Source organism: Stenotrophomonas sp. DDT-1 (genome assembly GCF_001580555.1).
Lineage (GTDB): Bacteria > Pseudomonadota > Gammaproteobacteria > Xanthomonadales > Xanthomonadaceae > Stenotrophomonas > Stenotrophomonas sepilia.
This window is the reverse complement of sequence record NZ_LEKR01000012.1, coordinates 68,265-92,416: the sequence shown is the minus strand read 5'-3', so window position 1 is coordinate 92,416 and position 24,152 is coordinate 68,265. Positions and strand designations below refer to the sequence as shown.

Annotated in this window: 21 protein-coding genes; 11 read left to right on the top strand and 10 right to left on the bottom strand. The window is 68.3% G+C overall.

The annotated features are described in order from the left end of the window. Position 1: 1 nt before the first annotated feature. The 5 genes from AB839_RS08690 to AB839_RS08670 form a co-directional block, all read right to left on the bottom strand. Positions 2–472: a hypothetical protein gene (locus AB839_RS08690; RefSeq protein ID WP_061479034.1), complete on the bottom strand. Its 471-nt coding sequence runs from the start codon at positions 470–472 to the stop codon at positions 2–4. Next, complete coding sequence (locus tag AB839_RS08685; protein ID WP_061479033.1) at positions 469–1,020, bottom strand: HdeD family acid-resistance protein; 552 nt, start codon at positions 1,018–1,020, stop codon at positions 469–471. Before AB839_RS08685 ends, AB839_RS08690 begins: the two co-directional genes overlap by 4 nt. Positions 1,021–1,078: 58 nt before the next feature. Next, positions 1,079–1,768, bottom strand: a complete 690-nt coding sequence (locus AB839_RS08680; RefSeq protein ID WP_061479032.1) for a ComF family protein — start codon at positions 1,766–1,768, stop codon at positions 1,079–1,081. Positions 1,769–1,856: 88 nt separating this feature from the next. Beyond that, entirely contained in the window at positions 1,857–3,026 is a 1,170-nt protein-coding gene (locus AB839_RS08675; protein ID WP_061479044.1) for an L-dopachrome tautomerase-related protein, read from the bottom strand. Between the two features lie 148 nt (positions 3,027–3,174). Next, complete coding sequence (locus AB839_RS08670; protein WP_061479031.1) at positions 3,175–4,500, bottom strand: chloride channel protein; 1,326 nt, start codon at positions 4,498–4,500, stop codon at positions 3,175–3,177. 202 nt (positions 4,501–4,702) lie between these two features. Between AB839_RS08670 and bioB the strand changes: the two genes are divergently transcribed. From bioB to bioC, 5 genes are all read left to right on the top strand, one after another. Continuing rightward, entirely contained in the window at positions 4,703–5,746 is a 1,044-nt protein-coding gene (gene bioB / locus AB839_RS08665; RefSeq protein WP_061479030.1) for a biotin synthase BioB, read from the top strand. Between the two features lie 67 nt (positions 5,747–5,813). After that, positions 5,814–7,037: an 8-amino-7-oxononanoate synthase gene (bioF, locus tag AB839_RS08660; protein WP_061479029.1), complete on the top strand. Its 1,224-nt coding sequence runs from the start codon at positions 5,814–5,816 to the stop codon at positions 7,035–7,037. Positions 7,038–7,055: 18 nt separating this feature from the next. Then, complete coding sequence (gene bioH / locus AB839_RS08655) at positions 7,056–7,835, top strand: pimeloyl-ACP methyl ester esterase BioH (protein WP_061479028.1); 780 nt, start codon at positions 7,056–7,058, stop codon at positions 7,833–7,835. A gap of 29 nt (positions 7,836–7,864) precedes the next feature. Continuing rightward, positions 7,865–8,644 carry an SDR family oxidoreductase gene (locus AB839_RS08650; protein ID WP_061479027.1) on the top strand — a complete coding sequence of 260 codons (780 nt, stop codon included), beginning with the start codon at positions 7,865–7,867 and terminating at the stop codon, positions 8,642–8,644. A gap of 12 nt (positions 8,645–8,656) precedes the next feature. Further along, the gene (gene bioC, locus AB839_RS08645) at positions 8,657–9,541 is read left to right on the top strand and encodes a malonyl-ACP O-methyltransferase BioC (protein ID WP_061479026.1); all 885 of its coding nucleotides are present in this window, start codon (positions 8,657–8,659) and stop codon (positions 9,539–9,541) included. 113 nt (positions 9,542–9,654) lie between these two features. Here the strand turns inward: bioC and AB839_RS08640 are convergent, their stop codons facing one another. Next, complete coding sequence (locus tag AB839_RS08640) at positions 9,655–10,287, bottom strand: YdcF family protein (RefSeq protein WP_005420132.1); 633 nt, start codon at positions 10,285–10,287, stop codon at positions 9,655–9,657. Continuing rightward, a complete protein-coding gene (locus AB839_RS08635; protein ID WP_061479025.1) occupies positions 10,284–11,246 on the bottom strand; it encodes a pyridoxal-phosphate dependent enzyme in 963 nt (320 codons plus the stop codon). The genes AB839_RS08640 and AB839_RS08635 overlap by 4 nt, the downstream gene beginning before the upstream one ends. Positions 11,247–11,406: 160 nt before the next feature. Between AB839_RS08635 and AB839_RS08630 the strand changes: the two genes are divergently transcribed. Then, the gene (locus tag AB839_RS08630) at positions 11,407–11,898 is read left to right on the top strand and encodes a hypothetical protein (RefSeq protein ID WP_049415731.1); all 492 of its coding nucleotides are present in this window, start codon (positions 11,407–11,409) and stop codon (positions 11,896–11,898) included. A 588-nt stretch (positions 11,899–12,486) separates the two neighbouring features. After that, the gene (gene mnmG, locus AB839_RS08625) at positions 12,487–14,376 is read left to right on the top strand and encodes a tRNA uridine-5-carboxymethylaminomethyl(34) synthesis enzyme MnmG (RefSeq protein WP_049439460.1); all 1,890 of its coding nucleotides are present in this window, start codon (positions 12,487–12,489) and stop codon (positions 14,374–14,376) included. Positions 14,377–14,509: 133 nt separating this feature from the next. Here mnmG and smeC read toward each other — a convergent pair whose 3' ends face one another. The 3 genes from smeC to smeA are packed head-to-tail and all read right to left on the bottom strand — an operon-like array spanning position 14,510 to position 20,280. Beyond that, positions 14,510–15,925, bottom strand: a complete 1,416-nt coding sequence (gene smeC, locus AB839_RS08620) for a multidrug efflux transporter outer membrane subunit SmeC (RefSeq protein WP_061479024.1) — start codon at positions 15,923–15,925, stop codon at positions 14,510–14,512. Beyond that, the gene (gene smeB, locus AB839_RS08615) at positions 15,922–19,071 is read right to left on the bottom strand and encodes a multidrug efflux RND transporter permease subunit SmeB (RefSeq protein ID WP_061479023.1); all 3,150 of its coding nucleotides are present in this window, start codon (positions 19,069–19,071) and stop codon (positions 15,922–15,924) included. The genes smeC and smeB overlap by 4 nt, the downstream gene beginning before the upstream one ends. Before the next feature lie 12 nt (positions 19,072–19,083). Beyond that, complete coding sequence (gene smeA / locus AB839_RS08610) at positions 19,084–20,280, bottom strand: multidrug efflux RND transporter periplasmic adaptor subunit SmeA (RefSeq protein WP_061479022.1); 1,197 nt, start codon at positions 20,278–20,280, stop codon at positions 19,084–19,086. A 128-nt stretch (positions 20,281–20,408) separates the two neighbouring features. Here smeA and baeS point away from each other — a divergent pair, with 128 nt between their 5' ends. The 4 genes from baeS to AB839_RS08590 all read left to right on the top strand — a co-directional run bounded on the left by baeS (position 20,409) and on the right by AB839_RS08590 (position 24,128). After that, positions 20,409–21,800, top strand: a complete 1,392-nt coding sequence (baeS, locus tag AB839_RS08605) for a sensor histidine kinase efflux regulator BaeS (protein WP_061479021.1) — start codon at positions 20,409–20,411, stop codon at positions 21,798–21,800. After that, positions 21,797–22,486, top strand: coding sequence for a response regulator (locus AB839_RS08600; protein ID WP_061479020.1), 690 nt, complete (start codon positions 21,797–21,799; stop codon positions 22,484–22,486). The genes baeS and AB839_RS08600 overlap by 4 nt, the downstream gene beginning before the upstream one ends. A 147-nt stretch (positions 22,487–22,633) precedes the next feature. Further along, a complete protein-coding gene (locus AB839_RS08595) occupies positions 22,634–23,455 on the top strand; it encodes a nucleotidyltransferase domain-containing protein (RefSeq protein WP_061479019.1) in 822 nt (273 codons plus the stop codon). A gap of 142 nt (positions 23,456–23,597) precedes the next feature. Continuing rightward, the gene (locus AB839_RS08590) at positions 23,598–24,128 is read left to right on the top strand and encodes a gamma carbonic anhydrase family protein (protein ID WP_061479018.1); all 531 of its coding nucleotides are present in this window, start codon (positions 23,598–23,600) and stop codon (positions 24,126–24,128) included. Positions 24,129–24,152 lie beyond the last annotated feature (24 nt).

The following is a 24,152-nucleotide window of genomic DNA, read 5'->3' as shown; positions in this document are numbered from 1 at the left end:
GTCACTGACCGGTGATGTGCTTCGCCAACGCCTGCGCCTCGGCGATGCTCGGCAACCCGCTCAGCATCATCGATTCACCGAACGGGCCTTTCACCGTCGCCACCATCAGCACGCGGCCGTCCACGCTGAGCGCCGCGCGCTGGCCCACCAGTGCTTCCGTACCATCGTGGATGCGCTGGTGCGCTTGGTGTCGAAAGCGGATCTGCAGGCCAGGTTGCTTGTCCTGATCCAGCACGTAGCGCACATCGGCAATGTCGGCGCTGCCGGCGATCGGCGGCTCGCGCAAGGCCAGGGTTTCGCCTTGCCATTGCGCCTGCCGGCCCTTGCCGTCCGCATCGACCGCGCTCAGGCGTACATCCACACCCGCGCGCGGTACGTGTCCCTCGACCGCCTGCACCGCGGGCGTGGCACCCGGCGTGCATCCGGCCACGGCCAGTGCCGCGCCCAGCAACAACACAAGCGCCGTTCTCACTTCAGCTTCCGCAGCTTGAACGCCACCAGCACCTGCAGCAGGCCGTACAGCAGGCTGCCAATGCCGATCCACAGCGTGGTCACCGCCACGCCCGCGTACGGGTTGGCCGCGAACAGCAGGCCCAGCACCACCGCCAGCACGCCGCTGAGAATCAGCAGCCACTCACCCTGAATCTGCTTGCGCACGCGGATCGCGAACACGATGCGATAGATGCCTGCCACCAGCAGCCACGCCGCCAGGAACAGCACCAGCACGCTGGCGGTGGCCAGCGGATTGATCACCGCCAGGATGCCGAAACCCAGCGAGGCGATGGCATACAGTGCCAGCCAGCCACGCGACGCGCCGCTGCCGCCGCTGACCAGTGCGAACAGGCTGATGACGCCTTCAACGATGGCCATCACGCCCAGCGTCCACGCCAATGCCATGGCGGCGGACAGCGGCCAGCCGATGGCGATGATGCCGAAGCCCAGCGCAACCAGCCCATACAGCAGCAGGATCCACCAGCTGCGACCCACCGCCGACAACAAGGGAGACAAGAGGGAATTCATGACCACTCCTTCGATCCGGAACCGGCCACATCCTATCCCCTAGCGATGAAGACAGCGATCACGGCACCCGCGCGCACACCCATACCCGCACCTCTTCAGCGCCCACGCAGCGCAGCGTTTCGGCAATCTCCATCACCGTACTGCCGGTGGTCATCACGTCGTCAACCACGGTCAATCGGGGTGGCACCGGACCGCGTACAACAAACGCATCGAACAGGTTTTCCCTGCGCTGCTCGGCCGTGCGTTCTGACTGTGGCGCCGTATGCCGCCGCCGGTACAGCCCATGCCAGACCGGCATCGGCAGCAACCGGCACAGTTCGGCGGCCTGGTTGTAGCCGCGCTGGCGCAGGCGCCGGCGGTGCAGCGGCACCGGCACCAGCGGTGGGCATGACCAGGGCGGTGGTGCGCGCTGCATCAACTGCGCCAGCAGGCGACCAGCCGCCAGGTCCTGATGGAACTTGTAGCGCACCAGCAGTTGGTCCACTGGCGGCAGGTACAACAGGCTGGCATGGGTGGCCGTCTGCGGTGGCGCTTCCTCGCGGCAGCTGCCGCAGACGATCAGGGCGGCGTCCGGTAACGGCAGCGCGCAACGCAGGCAGGCGCGGCCGGCCCAGGGGAGTCCGGCGAGGCAGGCGCGGCACAGGTCGAGATCATCATGGCCCGGATCGCCGCATACCAGGCAGCGCAGTGGCAGCAGCACGCGAAGCGCCGCCTGCAGGAGGCGAGTGGACTTGAACAGGACCGGCATGCACTACAGCGTGATCGCACCCCGGCCCTGGGGCCATCAGACGCTCGCCCTTCAACCCGTAGGCATCCTTACCCGTTTACGGATCACTTCACCTCGTGGGCGCCGGCGCGGCATCCACCCGCGTGCGGTACACCATGTACGGCGCCTGCCGCCGATCAACGCCGCCATTGAATCCGGCTTGGCGGTGCAGCTGGTTGGTGGTGAAGTACAGATAGCCATCCGGCCCCATCGACAACGTATCCGGCCACAAGATGCGCGAGTCGTGAACCACGGTCGTCCATCGCCCCTGCGCGTCACGGGCATGGATGGCGTTGTGCTCGTAGTCGCTGGCATACAACCGCCCGTTGGCGTCCATCTCCATGCCATCGGAGGCGCCCTTGTCGCCGAGGTCGACCACCGCAGCCGCCAGTTCCGCTTCACTCACCTTCGGATCGCGCAGCAGCGCGGTCGGCACGCTGTACAGATGACGGCTGGACAGGGGTGTGTAGAACAGCGTGGCGCCATCGGGCGACAGGGCGATGCCATCGGCGGCCACTGTGAACGGCTGCGTCGAACCATCCGCGTTGCGCAGCCGCATCTGCTGCCCTTCCACGATCGGCACGAAGGCGGCATCGGCCGAGGTGGATACGTGGCCGACCAGTCGCTTGGACGCGGCGCCAGTGGCGAGGTCGATCACGATGATGCCGCCGATACCGCTCAGCGACGAGTCGGTCACGTAGGCCACGCCCTCGCGGCCAACACGGAAATCGAAGCGCACATCGTTGACATAGGTGCGCGCGTCGATGACGTTGGCCGGGAACACCAGCGTCTTGGCCACGGTGTTGGTGGCAAGGTCGATCGCCACCAGTTTGGCACCGCCGGCCTGTGGCGCAGAGAACCCGGGCGCGGCGGTATCCAGCACCCACAACCGGCCCTGGCCATCGGCCACCACGCTCTGCACGCTGATGAAATGGGCCGCCGGATCGGGACCATCCTTGCGGTTGATGCGCGCATCCGGATAGGGCACGGCGCGGCCGTCGCGCCATTCGGCCACGCTGTAGGCCACCTCATCGCCCCAGCGCGGGAAGTTGACGAAGATCCGCCCGGTCTCGGACACCGCCACGCTGGTGGGCATGGCACCTTCGAAACGCGCCACCGGTTCGAGGGTGCCGATGCTGCGCTCGCCGGGCAGCAGGGGCGCGCCGGACATCGCCAGCGCGGGGGAACTGGCCAGGGCCAGGACGGCAGCCGCCAGGCGGCGGATACGGCAGTTGATCATGATCGCGCTCTCGATGCAGGTCCGGGTGCAGCCCCGGCGTCGACGCATCTTCTGTGCCGCGCGTGGCATCGGGTAGACGGTGCAACGCGGAATCAGCTTCACTGCTGGAGTGAAGATTCGAGATGATTGGTCCTGTTGATCAAGGCAATCAGTGAGGTCTACCAGCTGGCTCTGCTTTCGGCACCATCAACAGCTCCGCCAACCCGCGGTAGATCGGCACGCGGCACACCAGCCCGGACACGCCGCGTGCGATCAGCACCGTGGCCAGGATCGGCAGCAGCAGATCACCACTGTCGGTCAGCTCCAGCGAGATCACCGCCGAGGTCAGTGGCGCCTGGGTCACACCGGTCAGGTAGGCACACATGCCCAGCAACACGAACGCGCGCGGGTCCACGGCCGGCATCAGCACTGACAGGTTGTGGCCGAGTCCCGCGCCGACCGCCAACGCAGGTGAGAACAGGCCACCGGGAATGCCCGCCACGTACGAGGCCAGGTTGGCCAGCAGCTTCATCAACCCGAACTCGTGGCCGACCAGCGCCTGCCCCTGCACCAGGCTGCGCGCCTGCTCGTAGCCGGTACCGAACGCGCCGTCGCCGAAGGTCAACGCCAGCGCCACCACCACCAGGCCGCAGCCTGCCGCCAACAGCACCGGATGCCGCTGCCGCAGCTGCCCCAGCCAACGCGGACGGCCCGCCGCGCTGGACAGTACCGCACGTGCGAACAGCCCGCCCAGCAGGCCCGCCACCACGCCGCACAGCAGGATGGCCAGCCAGCCCTGGCCGAGCGGCAGGCGTGCGCTCACATGGCCGAAGTAGGTGTAGTTGCCCAGCAGGCCCAGCGACACCACGCCGCCGACGATCACCGCGGTCAGCAGGGTGCCGGAGAACCGATGCTCGAAACGGCCGCTGAGCTCCTCGATGGCGAAGACGATACCGGCCAGCGGCGTGTTGAACGCCGCCGCAATGCCCGCTGCACCCCCGGCCAGCAGGAAGTGCGAGAGCTCGCGTGGATCCTTGAAGCCGAACCAGCGGCCGAACAGATACATCAGGCTTGCGCCTACGTGCACGGTGGGCCCCTCGCGCCCGACCGATGCCCCCCCCAGCAGCGACAGCGAAGTCAGCAGCAGCTTGCCGGCCGAAACTGCTGGGGAAAGGTTGGTTTTCCGGAACGGCTCATCGGGCTTGTCCAACGCAGCGATGACCTGCGGAATGCCGCTGCCCCGCGTGGGTTTCAGCACACCGGAAGTGAGCCAGGCCAGCAGCGCGAAGATGCCCGGCGTTAACAGCAGGGCCCACCATGGCGAGTGCGCGGTGATGCGCTGGAACAGATGGAAGGCCGCATCGCTGGCCTTGGCAAACAGGATCGCCACCAGTGCCACAGCCACAGCGCCGCCCCAGAGCGCGGCACGGCGGCGCCAGGCTTCGCTGATAACCAGCGCGGTGATGCGGCCGCGGAGGCGATGGAGATCGGTCATGGGAAAGAGTCTGCGCGCCAGCGCTTGCGTCGGGCAGCGGCCACTGTGGCCGGAGGCCTTGCAGGATGCGGTGAAATGCGGCGCATTCCTCGCTGTAGGACACGCCAATAATTGGTAAACCATATCAGTCAATAAATGGTTGACAGCCCTCCCCACCCCACCCACACTGCCGCCCTCGCTCCACTCGTACCCAAGGTCCGCCATGGCTGCTGCCATCCGCCACGACTGGCAACACGACGAACTGCAGGCCCTGTTCGACCTGCCGTTGCCCGAGCTGCTGTTCCGCGCCGCGGCGGTCCACCGTGAGCACTTCGACCCGGCGCAGGTGCAGGTCTCCACGCTGCTGTCGGTGAAGACCGGAGGCTGCCCGGAAGACTGCGCGTACTGCCCGCAGGCGCAGCGCTACAGCACCGGCGTGAACGCGCAGAAGCTGATGGACACCGATGCGGTGCTGGCCAAGGCCCGCCAGGCCAAGGCCGCCGGTGCGTCGCGTTTCTGCATGGGCGCCGCGTGGCGTTCACCGAAGGACCGCGACATTCCCAAGGTTGCGGCGATGATCGCCGGGGTGAAGGCGCTGGGCCTGGAGACCTGCGCCACGCTGGGCATGCTCAGTGGCGAACAGGCACGTGCGCTGAAGGACGCCGGCCTGGACTACTACAACCACAATCTCGACACCGCGCCGGACTACTACGATTCGATCATCCACACGCGCCAGTACCAGGACCGCCTGGACACGCTGGAGCACGTGCGCGAGGCCGGCCTGAAGACCTGCTGCGGCGGCATTGTCGGCATGGGCGAGACGCGCGCGCAGCGCGTCGGCCTGCTGCTGGCGCTGGCCACGCTGCCGGCGCATCCCGATTCGGTGCCGATCAACAGGCTGGTGCAGGTGGCGGGCACCCCGCTGCATGGCAGTGCCGAGCTGGACCCGTTCGAGTTCGTGCGCATGATCGCAGTGGCGCGCATCGCCATGCCGCGCTCGATGGTGCGGCTGTCGGCCGGGCGCGAAGCCATGAGTGACGAACTGCAGGCGCTGTGCTTCGTGGCCGGTGCCAACTCGATCTTCTACGGCGACAAGCTGCTGACCACCGGTAACCCGGAGAGCGAGCGCGACCTGGCCCTGTTCGCGCGGTTGGGCCTGCAACCGATGGCGATGCAGGTGGACGCCGAGGGCCACGACCACGGTGGCACCGTGCACGCCGATATCAGCGCCGAAGCGCCCGGCTGTGGCTGTGCTCACGCGGCCTGAGACAGGCCGCAAGCAGGCGTCGCGGCAACGCGCTACCCTAGCCGCCCCGTCGCCGCATTCAGCCGCCATGGCCCGCCCCGACCTGACCGCCCGCCTCCACGCCCAGCGCGCCCTGCGCGATGCCCAGGGCCGTCGCCGCACGCGGCGCACGGTCAACCGTCGTGATGGCGTCCGCCTGGAAGTGGACGGCCAGTGGCTGACTGGCTTCTGCAGCAATGATTACCTGGGCCTGGCCCAGCAGTTCAGCGTGGTCAATGCGCTGCAGGATGCCGCCGCACGCGAAGGCACCGGCGCCGGTGCATCGCACCTGGTCTGCGGCCACCACGCCCTGCATGACGCACTGGAGCGCGAAGTGGCGGAGTGGCTGGGCTACCCGCGCGCGCTGCTGTTCGGTAGTGGCTTCGCCGCCAACCTGGCCGTGCAGCAGGCACTGCTGAGCGAAGAGAGTGATGTCTGCGTGCAGGACAAGCTCAACCACGCCAGCCTCTTGGATGCGACGCGGCTGGCCGGTGCGCGCCTGCGCCGTTATCCGCACCTTGATGCCGAAGGCGCGATGCGCCAGCTCAAGCATGCGCCTGACAGTGCGGCGATGCTGGCCACCGATGGTGTCTTCAGCATGGATGGCGACATCGCACCGCTGCGTGCATTGTCGCTTGTGGCACGCCTGCAGCAGGCGCTGTTCTATGTGGACGATGCGCACGGCGTAGGCGTGATCGGTGACGGCCGTGGTGCCGTGGCCGCCGCCGGGCTGGGTGTGGACGATGTGCCGCTGCAGCTGGTCACGCTGGGCAAGGCACTGGGCGGTTCCGGCGCGCTGGTGCTGGGCCGCGACGATCTGGTCGAGCACCTGGCCGAAACCGCACGCCCCTACATCTACACCACGGCGATGCCGCCACTGCTGGCCGCCGCTGCACTGGAAGCGGTGCGCCTGGCACGCCGTGACAACTGGCGCCGCTCGAAACTGACCGACCTGATCGCGCTGTTCCGCAGCGAGGCACGCCGCCATGGCCTGGACCTGATGGCTTCGGAAACGCCGATCCAGCCGCTGCTGTGTGGTGACGATCATCGCGCTGTGGCGATGTCCAAGGCACTGGAACAGGCCGGTTGGCTGGTCGGTGCGATCCGTCCGCCCACGGTGCCCGAAGGCAAGGCGCGCCTGCGTGTCACCCTGTCCGCCCTGCACACGCCGGAACAGGTGCGTGGCCTGGTGGACGCGATCGCCAGCGCGCGCGATCGCGTGGATCTGGCGGTGCGTGACGCCGTGCCACCGCCGTTGCCTGTCTTTGCCTGAGCCTGCTGTCGTTTTCCCATGCATATCGACGTCACCGGCCAGGGGCCGGACCTGGTACTGATCCATGGCTGGGCCCTGCAGGGCGGTGTGTTCGCACCGTTGGTGCAGCGCCTGGCCGAGCGGTTCACCCTGCATCTGGTTGATCTGCCGGGCCATGGCCACAGCCGCGAAGACACCACACCGTTGCGCCTGCCATTCGTGGTCAACGCCATTGCCGCGGCCACGCCGCCGGCGGTGTGGTGCGGCTGGTCACTGGGCGGCCTGTTCGCACTGCACGCCGCCGCGACGCTTCCGAAGGTGCGCGGGCTGGCGATGATCGCGGCCACGCCGCGCTTCGTGCGCGGCGACGACTGGCCGCATGCGGTGGAGCCGGCGGTGTTCGAGCAGTTCGGGCGCGAGCTGGCGACCGATTTCGGTGGCACCCTGGAGCGTTTCCTGGCGCTGGACGTGATGGGCTCGGCGCACGCCCGCGAGGAGCTGCGCACGCTGCGCCAGCGCCTGGTCGAGCGCGGCGCGCCCACCGAACGCGCTCTGCTGGAAGGCCTGCGCCTGCTGGAAAGCACCGACCTGCGCGGCGCACTGCCGACGCTGGCCAGGCCCAGCGTGTGGATCGCCGGCCAGCGCGACCGGCTGGTGTCTCCGGCGGCGATGCAGGCCGCTGCGGCATTGGCCCCGGGTGCGCAGGCACTGACCATCGCCCATGGCGGCCACGCGCCCTTCCTCGGCCATGCCGACGAGGTGGCCAGCGCCCTGCAACACTTCGTTGCCGGCCTGTCACTGGCCGATGGCGGACAATGAGCGCCTTCCTCATTCCACGGGATTGACGCATGGATCTGGGTATCAACGGCCGCTGGGCACTGGTCTGCGGCGCAAGCAAGGGCTTGGGCCTGGGCTGCGCGCGTGCGCTGGTGCGCGAGGGCGTCAACGTGGTGATCGTGGCCCGTGGCGAGGAGGCACTGCAGGTTGCCGCCGCAGAGCTGAGCGCCCTGCCCGGTGCCGCTGAGGTGCGCGCGGTCGCCGCCGACGTCACCACCGACGCCGGTCGTGCCGCGGCGCTGGCCGCATGCCCGCAGGTGGACATCCTGGTCACCAATGCCGGTGGCCCGCCACCGGGCGACTTCCGCACTTTCGAGCGCGACGACTGGATTGCCGCGCTGGACGCCAACATGCTGGCGCCGATCGCGCTGATCCGCGCCACCGTGGACGCAATGATCGCGCGTGGCTTCGGCCGCATCGTCAACATCACCTCGTCGGCGGTGAAGGCCCCGATCGACATCCTGGCGCTGTCCAATGGCGCGCGCAGCGGCCTGACCGGGTTCGTCGCCGGCCTGTCGCGCCGCACCGTGGCGCACAACGTCACGATCAACAACCTGCTGCCCGGCCAGTTCGACACCGACCGCCTGCGCGCCAACTTCGCCCACACTGCGGGCAAGGACGGCGATGCCGGCGAAGTGGCCGAACGCCGCCGCCAGCAGATTCCCGCCGGCCGCTTCGGCACGGCGGACGAGTTCGGCGCCGCCTGCGCCTTCCTGTGCAGCGCACACGCCGGTTACCTCACCGGGCAGAACCTGCTGATCGACGGCGGCGCCTACCCCGGTACGTTCTAAGAGACTTTCGCAATGCCGTCCCACTTCGATGCCCGCCATGTCCGACGCGCGTTCGCCCGCGCCGCCACCAGCTACGACGCCGCCGCCGCCCTGCAGCGCGAGGTGCAGGCGCGGCTGGTGGAATCGTTGGACTACCTGGAGGCACGCAAGCCCGAGGTGGTGCTGGACATCGGCGCGGGTACCGGCCACGCCAGCGCGTTGATGAAGAAGCGTTGGCCGAAGGCGCAGGTGATCGCGCTGGATGTGGCACTGCCGATGCTGGACCAGGCCAAGCGCCAGGCCGGCTGGTGGAAGCCGTTCCAACGCCTGTGCGGCGACGCCGCCGCGCTGCCGCTGGCCGACAACAGCGTGGACGTGATCTTCAGCAACCTGTGCCTGCAGTGGGTGGACGACCTGCCGGCGGTGTTCGCAGGCTTCCGTCGCGTGCTCAAGCCCGGTGGCCTGCTGCTGTGTTCCACCTTCGGCCCGGAAACCCTGATCGAACTCAACGAGGCCTTCGCGGCCGCCGACGACCGCCCGCACGTGAGCCGCTTCGCGCAGATCGCCCAGTTCGGCGATGCGTTGATGATGGCCGGCTTCCGCGACCCGGTGCTGGACCGCGATCTGTTCACCCTGACCTACGACGACCTGCCCTCGTTGATGCGCGAGCTGCGCGCGATGGGCGCGACCAATGCGCGGGTGGATCGCCGCCACACGCTGACCGGGCGTGGCCGTTTCGCTGCGGCGGCAGCGGCGTATGAACCGATGCGGCGCGCCGACGGCAAGCTGCCCAGCAGCTGGGAAGTGATCTATGCCCATGCCTGGGCACCGGACTCGGGCGCACCGATCCGCGAAGGCGGGCATGACGTGGCCTCAGTGCCGGTGTCGGCGATTCCGATCCGGCGCAAGCAGACCTGATCGAAAGCCGCCGGGCATGGCCCGGCGCTACCGGGCGCGCGATAGGGGCCGCGCCGGGTGCACCAATGGTAGCGCCGGGCCATGCCCGGCGAGCGCAGCGGCGCGGCAGCCGCTCAGGTATTGGCCGGCGAACTCAGCGGCGGCCGCACCAGGTCGCGGTGGAAGAAGTAGATTTCCTGCACCAGGAAGCGCCAGCTGGTGTGGAAGCTGCGGAAGCGCGTGCTGGGCGTGGACGAGGCCAGTGCATCGATGCCCAGCGCCTTGCTCAGGCGCAGCGCGCGCGCCATGTGCAGCGGGTCGCTGACGATGATCACCCGGTGCAGGTTGCGCTGGTCCATCAGCCGCTTGGCTTCCACCAGGTTCTGCACGGTGTTGCGCGAGGCAGTCTCGATCAGGATCGCATCGTCCGGCACGCCGTGCTTGAGCGCATAGCGCCGCGCCACCTGTGACTCGGAAAAGCGCGCGCCGGTACCACCATAGCCGCCCGTGAAGATCAGCAGTGGCGCGAACTGGGCCTCATAGAGATCCAGCCCATGACGGATGCGTTCTTCGAATACCGGCGACGGCTTGGCGTCATAGGCCGCCGCACCGAGCACGATGATGGCGTCGGCCTTGGCCGCCTGGTCACGCTCGCCGACCCAGACGATCCAGGCAGTCACGCCCAGCAGCCAGATCACCAGCAGGACGAACAACCGCCACAGCCAGCCCAGCAGGCCAGTGCGATGCCGGTGCCGGTCGCGGCTCACGGCGCGCCCCAGCGCAGTGCGGGCAGGTCGACGTTGCCGCCGGACAGCACCAGGCCCACGCGCAGGCCGGCAAAACGCTGAGGCTGCGCCAGCACCGCGGCGAGCACGGTCGCCGATGACGGCTCGACCACCTGCTTGAGGACCTCCCACAGCAAGCGCATCGCCGCCATCGTCGCCGCGTCATCGACCACGATCACCTCGGCGTTGGCCGCGCGCAGCAGCTCGAAGTTGGGCGCGCCGATCAGGGTGCGCAGACCGTCGCAGATCGTGTCCGGAGTGAACGGCCCCTGGCGCTCGCCAGCGGCCAACGAGCGCGCGGTGTCGTCCGCGCCGGCCGGCTCGGCCAGCACCAGCCGGGTCTGCGGGCTGGCGAGCTGCAGGGCCCGCGCGGTACCGCTGGCCAGGCCACCGCCGCCCACCGGTACCACCAGCACGTCGAACGGGCCGTCGCTGTGCAGCAGCTCCAGTGCTGCGGTGCCCTGCCCGGCCATCACCGCCGGGTCCGCATAGGGATGGACCAGGGTCGCGCCGGTATCAGCCTGTACTTTGGCGCAGGTCGCCTCTCGGTCAGCGACGGTCGGCGGGCAGCGCCAGAGCGTGGCGCCATGGCGGGCGATGTTGGCCAGCTTGGCTGCCACTGCACCTTCGGGCACCACCACGTGGCAGGGAATGCCACGGGTGCGCGCGGCCAGGGCCAGGGCGGCGCCGTGGTTGCCGGAGGAATGGGTGACCACGCCGGCGCCGGCGCGATCGGCATCCAGCGACCACACCGCATTGCAGGCGCCGCGGAACTTGAATGCGCCACCGCGCTGCAGATGCTCGGCCTTGAACGCCAGCTGCGCGCCGGCCAGCGCATCGAGCGTGCGCGAGCGCAGCACCGGGGTCACGCTGGCGTGCGGCGCGATCCGCGCAGCGGCAGCCAGGACATCATCGGCACGGGGCAACAGTGAATCGCTCATGACGCAAGATTAACGTATGGCTCCCTGCTGGCGACCCCGGCACAGGTCATGCCAGCATGGCAGCCTTCACCTCCATTCATCCTGGACAGTGAAGTTAAGGGCCGATTCAACGCCTGCGCATGAAGCTCCCTGTACAACCCGTCCTCTGGGGGGACCCACCATGAAAACGCGCCTGATGCTTGCCGGTGGCCTGATGCTGGCCCTGACCGGCTGCACCACCTACGACTATGTCGGCGGTGGCCGCAGCGGCAGCTACTACCACGGTGCGCCGTCGGTGGAGTACCGCTACCCCGCCGGCTATCCCTACAACTACGGCTACCCGTACTACGGCGGCTATGGCGGCTACTACGGCGGCTATGGCAATCCGTATTACTCGCGCCCGATCTACCGCCCGCCGCACAACCACCGCCCGCCACCGCGCCCACCCGGCAACGGCGGCGAGAACCGCCCGCCACCGCCGTCGCGGCCGTCGTACAACGGCGGTTCGCCGTGGCGGAACATGGACTCGATGCGCCGGCCGCCGCAATCGAACATCCAGCCCTCTGCGCCCCCGCCGCCGGCCCGTCCGGCTCCGGCGCCGAGTGCGCCAAGAATGAACGGTTCCCCCTGGCGCAACATGGATCGTGGGACGCAGCGCACAGTTGAGCGTTGAACCGTCTTGCATTTCACACGGTCCAAGCCGCACTCTACGGGGCCAGTGACGGCCCGCGTCACAAAGTGACAAAAACGACACGAGCCGCCGCAAAAAGCTCTACGTCGATATCCGACAGGAACATCTGGATCCCCCCTGTTCCGGCCCTGTCGGATGTCGGCACCTCTGAAGGCAGACGGCCCCGCAGTGCGGGGCCGTTTGTTTTTGGGGCACGTTGTTCTGGTGCCGCCGCCACGGCATCCACGCATGGCGTGGATCTACCCAAGGCCCGTCATCAGTAGATCCACGCCATGCGTGGATGGAGCTCTCCCGATAGCCTCCAGAAAAAAACAGGGCCGGGCAGTCCCCCGACTGCCGGCCCCCTGCTCCCCCACCGTGCGCCTGTACCGGCCCCTGTTCCAATTCCGGTCACGGGCGCCTGCGGCGCCAGCCACGGTGGGTGCTATTGGGTTATCTGCAAAAATCCTGCCAACTTTAGGGCTGATTTCGACGGGAGCCGGCCGGCGCCGACGTCCCAGCCCCGAATGGCGCTAAAATCGCCACCCCGGTGCCGCCCCGGCCGCGCCCGCCCCCCAGCTGAACAGCCCCATGAACCCGTCCTTCCATCGTTACGACGTCATCGTCATCGGCGGTGGCCACGCCGGCACCGAAGCCGCGCTGGCCGCGGCCCGTACCGGCGTGCGCACCCTGCTGCTGACCCACAACATCGAAACAGTGGGCGCGATGAGCTGCAACCCGGCCATCGGCGGCATCGGCAAGGGCCATCTGGTCAAGGAAATCGACGCCCTGGGCGGTGCGATGGCGCATGCCGCCGACCGCGCCGGCATCCAGTGGCGCACGCTCAACGCCTCCAAGGGCCCGGCCGTACGCGCCACCCGCTGCCAGGCCGACCGCAACCTGTATCGCATGGCGATCCGCGCCATCGTCGAAGGCCAGGCCAACCTGACCGTGTTCCAGGCCGCCGTCGATGACCTGGTCATTGAAGGCGACGCCGTGCGCGGCGTCATTACCCAGACCGGCCTGCGCTTCGACGCCGGGGCCGTGGTGCTGACCGCCGGCACCTTCCTGGCCGGCAAGATCCATGTCGGCCCGACCCAGTACGCCGCCGGCCGCATGGGCGACCCGCCGGCCACCACGCTGGCGGCGCGCCTGCGCGAGCGTCCGTTCCAGGTCGACCGCCTGAAGACCGGCACGCCGCCGCGCATCGATGGCCGCTCGCTGGACTACAGCGTGATGGACGAGCAGCCGGGTGATTCGCCGCGGCCGGTGATGTCCTTCCTCGGCTCGGTGGACGAGCATCCGCAGCAGGTCAGCTGCTGGATCACCCACACCACCGAGCAGACCCACCAGATCATCCGCGACGCGCTGCACCGCTCGCCGCTGTACAGCGGCCAGATCGAAGGCATCGGCCCGCGCTACTGCCCGTCCATCGAAGACAAGGTGGTGCGCTTCGCCGAAAAGGCCAGCCACCAGATCTTCGTCGAACCCGAAGGCCTGGGCATCGTCGAGATCTACCCCAACGGCATTTCCACCTCGCTGCCGTTCGACGTGCAGCTGGAGATGGTGCGCAGCATCCGTGGCTTCGAGAACGCGCACATCACCCGCCCGGGCTACGCCATCGAGTACGACTTCTTCGATCCGCGCGGGCTGAAGGCTTCGCTGGAGACCAAGCTGGTCAACGGCCTGTTCTTCGCCGGCCAGATCAACGGCACCACCGGCTATGAGGAGGCCGCCGCGCAGGGCCTGCTGGCCGGCCTCAACGCCGCACGCCAGGTGCGTGGGCTGGACGGTTGGTGCCCGCGCCGCGACGAGGCCTACCTGGGCGTGCTGGTGGATGACCTGATCACCCACGGCACCAACGAGCCGTACCGCATGTTCACCAGCCGCGCCGAGTACCGGCTGCAGCTGCGCGAGGACAATGCTGACCAGCGCCTGACCCCGACCGGCCGCGAGATGGGCCTGGTGGATGATCGTCGCTGGGGTGCGTTCGAGACCAAGCAGGCCGCTGTTGCTGCCGAGCGCGCACGCCTGGGCGCGCTGTGGGCAACCCCGGCCAATGCGCTGGGCCGCGAAGTACAGGACACGCTGGGCGTGGCGGTCAGCCGCGAGACCAACGTGCTGGACCTGATCAAGCGCCCCGAGCTGGATTACGCGCAGCTGATGCAGGTGCCATCGCTGGGGCCGGCCGTGGCCGACGCCAAGGTGGCCGAGCAGGTGGAGATCGGCGTGAAGTACGCCGGCTACCTGGACCGCCAGCGCGAGGAGATCGAGCGCCAGCAGCGGCATGAGGCCACGCCGATCGCCGAGGCGTTCGACTACGCGACCGTGCGCGGGCTGTCGGCCGAAGCACTGCAGAAACTGGAGCGGGTGCGCCCGCAGACCATCGGCCAGGCGCAGCGTATCCCGGGCATGACCCCGGCAGCGATCTCACTGCTGCTGGTGCACCTGGAGCGCGCGCGCCGCGGCCGCGTGGCGTAACGCGGGACCTTCCGCTGCTGGTGGGTACAGGCCTTGGCCGGCACGAATCATCCGATAGCGATGCTCCGTGCATGTGTGCCGACCAAGGTCGGCACCCACCGGAGCGGAAGATGCACCCACCTTGGCGAACGCGCTACCGTGCGTCGGCCCCGCCGCCCAGCACCTTGAACAACGTCACCCGGTTGCCCGCTTCCTGCTGCTGCAGCGCGATCAGGTCCTGCTGTGCGGCAAACAGGCTGCGCTGCGCATCCAGTGCCTGCAGATAGCCGTCCAGCCCGGTGCGGTAACGCGCATCGGCCAGCGTGTAGCTGCGCTGGCTGGCGGCCACCAGCGCGCGCTGTGCGTCCATCTGCGTGGCCAGGTGATCGCGCGTGGCCAGCGCATCGGCTACTTCACTGAAGGCCTGCTGGATCGCTTTCTCGTACTGCGCAATGCCGATGTCCTTGCCGATCTTCGAGGCATCCAGCGAGGCCTTCAGCGCACCGGCGTGGAAGATCGGCGCGGTGACGCTGGGCGCGAACGACCAGCCACGGGTGCCGGCCGAGAACAGCGTCGACAACGCGGTGGAGCTGTGGCCGTAGTTGGCGGTCAAGGTCAGCGTCGGGAAGAATGCGGCGCGCGCGGCACCGATATCGGCATTGGCCGCCTGTAGTGCGTGTTCGGCGGACAACACGTCCGGGCGCTGCAGCAGCACGCTGGACGGCAGGTTGGCCGGCAGCGGCGCCAGTGTCACGCTGCCATCCAGCGCCTGCGCGGTTGGCAGCAGGGCCGCATCCAGCGGCGCCCCCACCAGCAACTGCAATGCATCGCGATCCTGCGCCTGCTGCGTCTGCAGCTTGGCCAGCGCACCGCGCGCGGCTTCGACGCTGGTCTGTACCTGCGACAGGTCCAGGCCCGAGGCCAGGCCTTGGGCGTGGCGGGCCTCGGTGCGCTGCAGGGTCTGCTGCTGGCTGTCCAGGGTCTGCCGGGTGAACGCCAGTGACTGCTCGTCCGCTGCCAGCGCCAGCCACGCCGTGGCCACTTCGGCCACCAGGCTGGTGCGCGCGGCGCGCTGGTTCTCGGCGCTGGCCAGCCAGTTCTGCAGGGCCTCGTTCTTCAGGCTGCGGATGCGTCCGAACAGATCCAGTTCCCAACTGCTGATACCCACCTGTACGGCATCGGATTCAGTCACCTGGGTGGCACCGGTCTCGCTGTTGGCATCACTCACCCGCAAGCGGGTGACACTGCCGCTGGCATCCACCGACGGCAGCAGCGCCGCGCGCTGGATGCGGTACTGCGCACGTTCCTTCTCCACCTGCAGCATGGCCACGCGCAGGTCGCGGTTGTTCTGCAGCGCCAGCGCGATCACCTGCTGCAGGCGTGGCTCGAGGAAGACTTCGCGCCAGGCTGGCACCGCCAGTGCTGGCTCGGCCTCGCCCGTGGCGGCATTGCCGAATTGTGCCGGCACCGGTGCCTCGGGCCGCTGGTAATGCGGCGCCATGCTCACGCAACCACCCAGCACCGTGGTGATCATTGCGGCCGCCAGGGCGCGCAGCAGCATCGGCTTCATGGGCTTGCCTCCGGGGCCGCGGCGTGGGCCGGCGCGCGGCCCGGGAACAGGCGGCGCACCAGCAGGTAGAACAACGGCACGAAGAACATGCCCAGCACCATCGAGGCGACCGTGCCGCCGGCCACGCCGGTACCCAACGAGCGGCGCGCGGCCGAACCGGCGCCGGTGGCGAACACCAGCGGCAGCACGCCCATCAGGAACGCCAGCGAGGTCATCACGATCGGCCGCAGGCGCAGATAGACGGCCTGCAGGATCGCCTCGCGGGTGTTCCTGCCCTGCTGTTCAAGGATGCGCGCGAACTCGACGATCAGGATGCCGTTCTTGGCCGCCAGGCCAATCGTGGTCAGCAGGCCGACCTGGAAGTACACGTCATTGTTGAGGCCACGCAGGTTCATCATCAGCACCGCACCAAACACGCCCACCGGCACCGCCAGCATCACCGCGAGCGGCACCGCCCAGCTTTCATACAGCGCGGCCAGGCACAGGAACACGAACAGCAGCGAGATGGCGTACAGCATTGGCGCCTGGTTGCCCGACAGCTGTTCCTGGTAGGCCATGTCCGACCAGGCATGGCTGAAGCCTTCCGGCAGTTTGTCGGCCAGGCGCGCGATCTCGGCCATCGCCTCGCCGGAACTGACGCCGGGCGCGGGCTGGCCGGTGATCTCCATCGCCGAGATGCCGTTGTAGCGTTGCAGCGCGGCCGGCGCGCTGGACCAGTGCGCGCTGACCAGCGACGACAGCGGCACCATCTGCCCAACCTGGTTGCGCACGCTCCAGCGCTCGATGTCCTGCGGCTGCATGCGCGCTTCGGCCGTGCCCTGGATGAACACCTTCTTGATGCGGCCCTTGTAGATGAAGTTGTTGACGAAGTCGCCACCCAAGGCCGCATTCAAGGTGTCATTGATGTCCTGCGGATTCACGCCCATCGCCTGCGCCTTGGCGTCGTCCACCTTCACTGCATACACCGGCGCGTCTTCCAGGCTGGCGTAGCGCACGTTGACCAGCTTCGGATCCCTGGCGGCCTCCTTCAGCAGCGTGTTGCGCGCGGCCACGGCGGCGGCATGGCCGGCGCCGCCTTCGTCCTGCAGTTCCAGGGTGAAACCGCCCGCATCGCCCAGGCCAAGGATGGCCGGTGGTGAGGTGATGAACACCTGCGCATCGGGCACGCTGGCCATGGCCGCGGTCAACCGCGCGGCAATGGTGTCGGCGTCATCCTTGCGGTCATCCCAGTCCTTCAGGCGGATGAAGGCCTGGCCGACGTTCTGGCCGCTGCCGGTGACACTGAAACCGGCGGTGGCCTGGATCGACAGCACGCCGTCGTCCTTCACCGCAGCGGCACTCAGGCGATCCATCACCGCGCGGGTCTGCTCCAGGGTGGCACCGGCCGGCAGCTTCACCAGCGCGTTGAGCATGCCCTGGTCCTCGTCGGGCAGGAACGCGCCGGGCAGGTGCCACAGCAGCAGGCCGGTGGCCACGCTCAGCGCCAGGTAGAACAGTACGCCCAGCGTGCGCCGGCCAAGGAAGCCATCCACCCGGCGACGCAGGCCGTTGGACGTGCGCTCGAAACGGTGGTTGAACCAGATGAAGAACTTGCCCAGCAGGCTCGGCTCGCCGCCGTGGTCGCCATGCGGATGGCCGCCCTTGGGAATCGGGTGCAGGATGCTGCCGCACAGCGCCGGGGTGATGGTCATCGCCACCAGCACCGACAGGACCATCGCGGCGGCGATCGTCACCGAGAACTGGCGATAGATCACGCCGGTGACACCGCTGAAGAACGCCATCGGCAGGAACACCGCGGTCAGCACCAGCACGATGCCCACCAGCGCGCCGGTGATCTGGCCCATCGCCTTCAGCGTGGCCGGCTTCGGCGCCAGCCCTTCGAAGGTCATCACCCGTTCCACGTTCTCCACCACCACGATGGCATCGTCCACCAGCAGGCCGATGGCCAGCACCAGTGCGAACATGGTCAGCGTGTTGATCGAATAGCCAAATGCCGCCAACACGCCGAACGTACCCAGCAGCACCACCGGCACCGCGATGGTCGGGATCAGGGTGGCGCGCCAGTTCTGCAGGAACAGGTACATCACCAGCACCACCAGGATGACCGCCTCGATCAGGGTGATCACCACTTCCTTCAGCGAAATGGTCACAAATGGCGTGGTGGTGAACGCCACGTGGTAGCTGTAGCCGTGCGGCCAGTACTTCTGCAACTGCTGCAGGCGGGTCTCGATGGCCTTGGACACGGCGATGGCGTTAGCACCGGCATTGAGTTCGATACCCAGCGATGCAGACGGCTTGCCGTTGAAGGTGCTGATGCTGTCGTAGCTTTCCGGGCCCAGGCCGATCTTCGCCACGTCACCCAGGTGCACCACGCTGCCATTGGCATCGGCCTTGAGCACCACCTGCGCGAACTGCTCGGGCGTGTGCAGGCGGCTGCGTGCGGTGACCGTGGCGTCCAGCTGCTGGCCCTTCAGTGCCGGCTGGCCACCCAGCTCACCGGCCGAGACGTCGGTGTTCTGCGCCTGCAGTGCGGTCTCGATGTCCGACGGCATCAGCGCGTACTGGCGCATCTTCTCCGGGTCCAGCCAGATGCGCATGGCGTATTCCTGGCCGATCGGCTGGATGTTGCCGACACCGCTGACGCGGCTGATCTGGTCGTCGATGCGCGCTTCCATGAGGTTGGCGACATCGAAGTTGTCCATGCTGCCGTCCTCGCTGGTGAACGACAGCACCTCGAAGATCGAACCACTGGACTTGGTGATGGTCAGGCCGTTCTGTTGCACCGCCTGCGGCAGCGTCGCCATCGCCGCCTGCAGCTGGTTCTGCACCTGCACCTGCGCGGTGTCCGGATTGGTGCCGGTGGCAAACACCAGGTTGACCTGCGCCGAGCCATCGGAGGCGCTGGTGGAGGTCATGTACATCAGGTGGTCCAGGCTCTGCTGGGACTGCTCGATGACCTGGGTGACCGCGTTTTCCACGGTCTGCGACGAGGCACCGGTGTAGGTGGCGCGGATGGTGATGGTGGGTGGGGCGATCTGCGGATAGCGGTCCACCGGCAGGATCAGGATCGCGAGCAGGCCGAGCAGGCTGACCGCGATGGCGATCACCCAGGCGAAGATCGGCCGGTCGATGAAGAAACGAACCATGTGTGGCAGGCCTCAGTGCGACGTTTCGTCGGTGTTGCCATTCGGGTCGATCGCCGGCATTGCGGCCAGCTGCGCGGTGGTGGCCGCCACCGCCTGCACCTGCTGGCCAGGCGCTACCGCGCTGCCGTTGCTGACGATCACCCGCTCGCCGGCCTTCAGGCCCTGCGTGATCTGCCACTGGTTGCCCACTACCTGGCCGGTGCTGACCCGGCGCTCGACCACATGATCCTTGGCGTCGAGCAGGCGCAGCAACGGCTCGCCACGTTCATTGCGCAGCACCGCCTTCTGCGGCACCAGCAGGGCGCGCGCATCGGTGGCCATCGGCAGCACCGCCTTCAGGTACATGCCCGGCAGCAGCAGGCCCTCCGGGTTCGGAATGACCGCGCGCAGCACCACGTTGCCGGTGCCCGGGTCGACTGCGCTGCCGACGAACTCCAGGGTGCCTTCATGCGCATACGTGCTGCCGTCCTCCAGCAGCACCTTCACCTGTGCCTTGCCGTCGATGGCTTTCACCAGGCCGGCATCGAGCTGCCTGCGCAGCGCCAGCATCTGCGTGCTGGACTGGGTGACATCCAGGTACACCGGGTCCAACCGCTGGATGGTCGCCAGCGCCGCGTCCTGGCCGGCGGTAACCAGCGCGCCGGCGGTAACGCTGGAGGTGCCGATGCGGCCCGCGATCGGTGCAGTCACCCGGGTGTAGTCAAGGTTGATGCGCGCGGCCTGCAATGCGGCGCGCGCGGCGATCACGTTCGCCTGTGCCTGCTTCAGCGCCGAGGTGGCATCGTCGGCGTCCTGCTTGCTTGCTGCATCCATGCCCAGCAGCGTGCGGGTGCGCTCGGCCTTCGGCTGCGCCGACAACACAGTGGCCTCGGCCTGCGCCAGCTGGCCACGCGCGGTATCGAAGGCGGCCTGGTACGGCGCCGGGTCGATCTGGTACAGCACCTGGCCGGCGCTGACCTGCTGGCCTTCGGTGAACAACCGCTGGCGGACCAGGCCGCCGATCTGCGGGCGCACCTCGGACACCTCGAACGGTACGGCGCGACCGGGCAGGATCTGCTGCAGCGCCAGCGGCTGTGCGCTGGCAGTGATGACGCCCACTTCAGGGATGGCCGGGGCCTCGGACCTGCCCGCCGAGCAGGCCGCAAGGGCCAGCAGCAGGGGCAGCAACAGCGGACGGGGAGAACGGGACAGCGGGCGCAGGAGTGACATGGGGGGCGTGGGGGCCTTGCGTTGACCCGTGCACGCTGCCGTGGAACTGTGCAGAGAATATGGAGATTGTGCGACCGGCTCAGCGGGCGCTTGCTTTCGGCGCTGCATGCGCCGCTAATGGCCCGGCGATGGCGAAGATTCGACTCAAATTCGGCCTGACCGCGAAGACCTTCCTCGCGATCTTCACCGCCTGCCTGCTGGTGCTGGCAGTGAACGGCATTGCCAGCCGCGTGGCGTTCCAGACCGGCTTCCTGGACTACCTCAATGACCAGGGCGATCTGCGCATGCAGCGGGTGATGCCGCACCTGCAGCGCGAGTACAGCGCGCACGGCGGCTGGGAGCATCTGCGCGGCGACAGTGACCGCTGGGCGCGGCTGCTGCGCCCGGACCTGGCCCATGGGCACGAGGGACCCGTGCCACCGCTGTCCGACCAGACCGGCGTTCCCTCCCGCCTGGGCCTGTTCGATGCACAGCATCGGTTCGTAGCCGGCAACCCGGACGCCACCAGCGACGACGAGCCGCACGCCGTGCAGGTGGACGGGCACACGGTCGGCTGGCTGGGCATGGTGCCGTTCCAGACCGTCATCGCCACCAACGACCTGAACTTCTACAACACCCAGATGCGTGCGTGGTGGGTGATCGGCATCGCGCTGCTGCTGGTGACGGTACTGCTGGCCTGGCTGGTATCGCGCGCGCTGCGCCAGCGCCTTGCAAAACTGGCGGCGGCCACCCACCGGCTCGCCGCTGGCGACTACGCCACCCGCATCGAGCGCACCAGCGATGACGAGCTGGATGCACTGGTCAACGACTTCAACCGGATGGCGCAGGCGCTGGACGACACCGAGCGCAACCGCCGTGCCTTCATCGCCGACATCTCGCACGAACTGCGCACGCCGCTGGCGGTGGTTCGTGCCGAACTGGAAGCCATCGAGGACGGCATCCGCCCGTTGGACCGCGCCAACCTCGGTGCCCTGCAGGGCGAGATCCGCCAACTGGGCAAGTTGATCGACGACCTGCACGACCTGTCGATGACCCAGTCCGGCGGCCTGGCCTACCGCTTCGCGCCGCTGGACCTGGCGGCGCTGCTGCGCAGCGAGCTCAATGGCATGCGCGTGCGCTTCTCAACGGCGGGGCTGGCACTGGAGGAGGACCTGCCCGCCACACCGCTGCAGGTATCCGGTGACGAACGGCGCCTGCAGCAGGTGCTGGCCAACCTGCTGGAGAACGCATTGCGCTACACCCACGCCGGGGGCCGCGTACGCGTGCAGGCAGCGCGCGTGCCTGCCGGCGTGCAGCTGATCGTGGAAGACACCGCGCCAGGCGTGCCGGCCGACAAGTGCGCGCTGCTGTTCGAGCGCTTCTACCGGGTGGAGAGCTCGCGCAACCGGGCCAGCGGCGGCAGCGGGCTGGGCCTGGCCATCAGCCACAACATCGTCCTCGCCCACCACGGCCTCATCCACGCCGAGCCCTCGCCGCTGGGCGGGCTGCGCGTGGTCATTACCCTGCCGGAGCCTGCATGAGCCCGTCCCCCGCCGCGTCTGCGAAGATCCTGATCGTCGAGGATGAGCCACGCCTGGCCTCGGTGCTGCGCGACTACCTGGCCGCCGCCGGGATGACCAGCGAATGGGTGGACGATGGCGGCCAGGTGATCGACGCATTCGCGCGCTACCAGCCCGACCTGGTGCTGCTGGACCTGATGCTGCCGCAGCGCGATGGCGTGGACCTGTGCCGCGAACTGCGCGCCAGCAGCGATGTGCCGGTGATCATGGTCACCGCACGGGTGGAAGAGATCGACCGCCTGCTGGGCCTGGAAATCGGTGCCGACGACTACATCTGCAAGCCGTTCAGTCCGCGCGAAGTGGTCGCACGGGTGATGGCGGTGCTGCGTCGCTACCGCCCGGACCCCGCTGCGCGGGCCAACAGCGGGCTGCATATCGACGAACCGGCAGCCCGCGCCACCTGGAACGGCAAGGGCCTGGACCTGACCCCGGTCGAATACCGCCTGCTGCGCACGCTGCTGGCCACGCCGGGCCGGATCTGGGCGCGCGACGAGCTGCTAGACCGCCTCTATCTGGACCATCGCGTGGTGGTCGACCGCACCGTCGACAGCCACGTGCGCAACCTGCGCCGCAAGCTGGCCGACGCCGGCATGGAAGGCGAACCGATCCGTTCGGTGTATGGCATGGGCTACAGCTACGAACCGTGATCGCGTTCGCCGGGCTTGGCCCGGCGCTACCCCGTCATGCCTCGTCGACGAACGTCACCCTCTGGTAGCGCCGGGCCATGCCCGGCGAGCGCAGCGATGCAGACCTGCGCTACAGTCGAGAACGCTCGACATTAAGAACACAACTGCATGGACGACATCCACCCGATCGCGCCGGACAAGCGCGCCGCCATTCTTTCCAGCCTCGCCGACATCGAACAGCGCCACAATGTGCGTGTGCTGCTGGCCTGCGAATCCGGCAGCCGTGGCTGGGGCTTCTCTTCGCCGGACAGCGACTACGACGCACGCTTCATCTACGTGCATCGCCAGCCGTGGTATCTCAGCGTCAACGAGAGCACCGGTCCCGGCGAAGCGCAGCGCGATGTGATCGAACTGCCGATCGACGATGAGCTCGACGTCAGCGGCTGGGACCTGCGCAAGGCACTGCGGCTGGTCTCAAAATCCAATCCGACACTGATCGAATGGCTGCGTTCGCCGATCGTGTACCGGCAGGACGACGCCGCCGTGGCGCAGCTGTGGGAGGCCGCAAAGTCCTTCTATTCGCCGCTGGGCACGTGGTGGCACTACTTCAGCATGGCGCGCTCGAACCATCGCGGGTACCTGCGTGGCGAGATGGTACGCACCAAGAAGTACCTGTACGTGCTGCGCCCACTGCTGGCCTGCCAGTGGATCGAGCACGAGCAGACACCTCCGCCGATGGCCTTCGAGGATCTGCTGGATCGACTGCTGCCGCATGGCCCGGTGCGTGAAGCCATCGATGCCCTGCTGGTAGTGAAACGCGCCAGTGCCGAGGTCAATGCCGGACCACGCATCGCGGCGATCAGCGATTTCATCGATCGTGAGCTGGCCACCCGGACTGCGCAGGCGCCACAGCTGCCCGTTGGACACGGTGATGCGGCGTGGCTGGATGAGCTGTTCCGGCAGGTGCTGGCCAAGCACGCGCCGGCATGAAGAGCCGCAGCTGCTTCCGGTCGTGCCGGCCGCTGGCCGGCAACCCCAGAATTCCAGGTACGCCCATTGACGTTGCCAGCCAGCGGCCGGCACTACCACACGGGTATCATCGTCGCGAACGTCCTGATTTCCGGAGACACCGATGAACCCGCTGCGCCCCTTCCGCGACAAGATGCCCGTCCTTGGCGAGCGCGTGTACATCGATCCGGCCTGCACCGTCATCGGTGACGTGGAGCTGGCCGAGGACGTATCGGTGTGGCCGGGCACGGTCATCCGCGGTGATGTCAATCACGTGCGCATCGGCGCGCGCACCAACGTGCAGGATGGCACCATCATCCACGTCAGCCACCACAGCCCCTACAACAAGGCCGGCTACCCGACCCTGATCGGCGAAGGCGTGACCGTCGGCCACGGCTGCATCATCCATGCCTGCACGATCGGCGACTACAGCCTGATCGGCATGGGCGCCTGCATCCTCGACGGTGCGCGCGTCGAGCGCCATGGCTTCGTCGGCGCCGGTGCGGTGGTCGGCCCGGGCAAGGTGGTCGGCGAAGGCGAGCTGTGGGTGGGCAATCCGGCCCGCCCGGCCCGCACGCTGAGCGACAAGGAGATCGAGTCGCTGCACTACTCGGCCGACCACTACGTGCGGCTGAAGGACGAATACCTGGGCTGAGCAGCCAACGCCGCCATGCGGCTC

Excerpts from the sequence above, each read along its gene's own strand:
- AB839_RS08685 (WP_061479033.1), bottom strand. The coding sequence starts at position 1,020 with ATGAATTCCCTCTTGTCTCCCTTGTTGTCGGCGGTGGGTCGCAGCTGG.
- AB839_RS08680 (WP_061479032.1), bottom strand. The coding sequence starts at position 1,768 with ATGCCGGTCCTGTTCAAGTCCACTCGCCTCCTGCAGGCGGCGCTTCGC.
- AB839_RS08675 (WP_061479044.1), bottom strand. The coding sequence starts at position 3,026 with ATGATCAACTGCCGTATCCGCCGCCTGGCGGCTGCCGTCCTGGCCCTG.
- AB839_RS08670 (WP_061479031.1), bottom strand. The coding sequence starts at position 4,500 with ATGACCGATCTCCATCGCCTCCGCGGCCGCATCACCGCGCTGGTTATC.
- bioB (WP_061479030.1), top strand. The coding sequence starts at position 4,703 with ATGGCTGCTGCCATCCGCCACGACTGGCAACACGACGAACTGCAGGCC.
- bioF (WP_061479029.1), top strand. The coding sequence starts at position 5,814 with ATGGCCCGCCCCGACCTGACCGCCCGCCTCCACGCCCAGCGCGCCCTG.
- bioH (WP_061479028.1), top strand. The coding sequence starts at position 7,056 with ATGCATATCGACGTCACCGGCCAGGGGCCGGACCTGGTACTGATCCAT.
- AB839_RS08650 (WP_061479027.1), top strand. The coding sequence starts at position 7,865 with ATGGATCTGGGTATCAACGGCCGCTGGGCACTGGTCTGCGGCGCAAGC.
- bioC (WP_061479026.1), top strand. The coding sequence starts at position 8,657 with ATGCCGTCCCACTTCGATGCCCGCCATGTCCGACGCGCGTTCGCCCGC.
- AB839_RS08635 (WP_061479025.1), bottom strand. The coding sequence starts at position 11,246 with ATGAGCGATTCACTGTTGCCCCGTGCCGATGATGTCCTGGCTGCCGCT.
- AB839_RS08630 (WP_049415731.1), top strand. The coding sequence starts at position 11,407 with ATGAAAACGCGCCTGATGCTTGCCGGTGGCCTGATGCTGGCCCTGACC.
- mnmG (WP_049439460.1), top strand. The coding sequence starts at position 12,487 with ATGAACCCGTCCTTCCATCGTTACGACGTCATCGTCATCGGCGGTGGC.
- smeC (WP_061479024.1), bottom strand. The coding sequence starts at position 15,925 with ATGAAGCCGATGCTGCTGCGCGCCCTGGCGGCCGCAATGATCACCACG.
- smeB (WP_061479023.1), bottom strand. The coding sequence starts at position 19,071 with ATGGTTCGTTTCTTCATCGACCGGCCGATCTTCGCCTGGGTGATCGCC.
- smeA (WP_061479022.1), bottom strand. The coding sequence starts at position 20,280 with ATGTCACTCCTGCGCCCGCTGTCCCGTTCTCCCCGTCCGCTGTTGCTG.
- baeS (WP_061479021.1), top strand. The coding sequence starts at position 20,409 with ATGGCGAAGATTCGACTCAAATTCGGCCTGACCGCGAAGACCTTCCTC.
- AB839_RS08600 (WP_061479020.1), top strand. The coding sequence starts at position 21,797 with ATGAGCCCGTCCCCCGCCGCGTCTGCGAAGATCCTGATCGTCGAGGAT.
- AB839_RS08595 (WP_061479019.1), top strand. The coding sequence starts at position 22,634 with ATGGACGACATCCACCCGATCGCGCCGGACAAGCGCGCCGCCATTCTT.
- AB839_RS08590 (WP_061479018.1), top strand. The coding sequence starts at position 23,598 with ATGAACCCGCTGCGCCCCTTCCGCGACAAGATGCCCGTCCTTGGCGAG.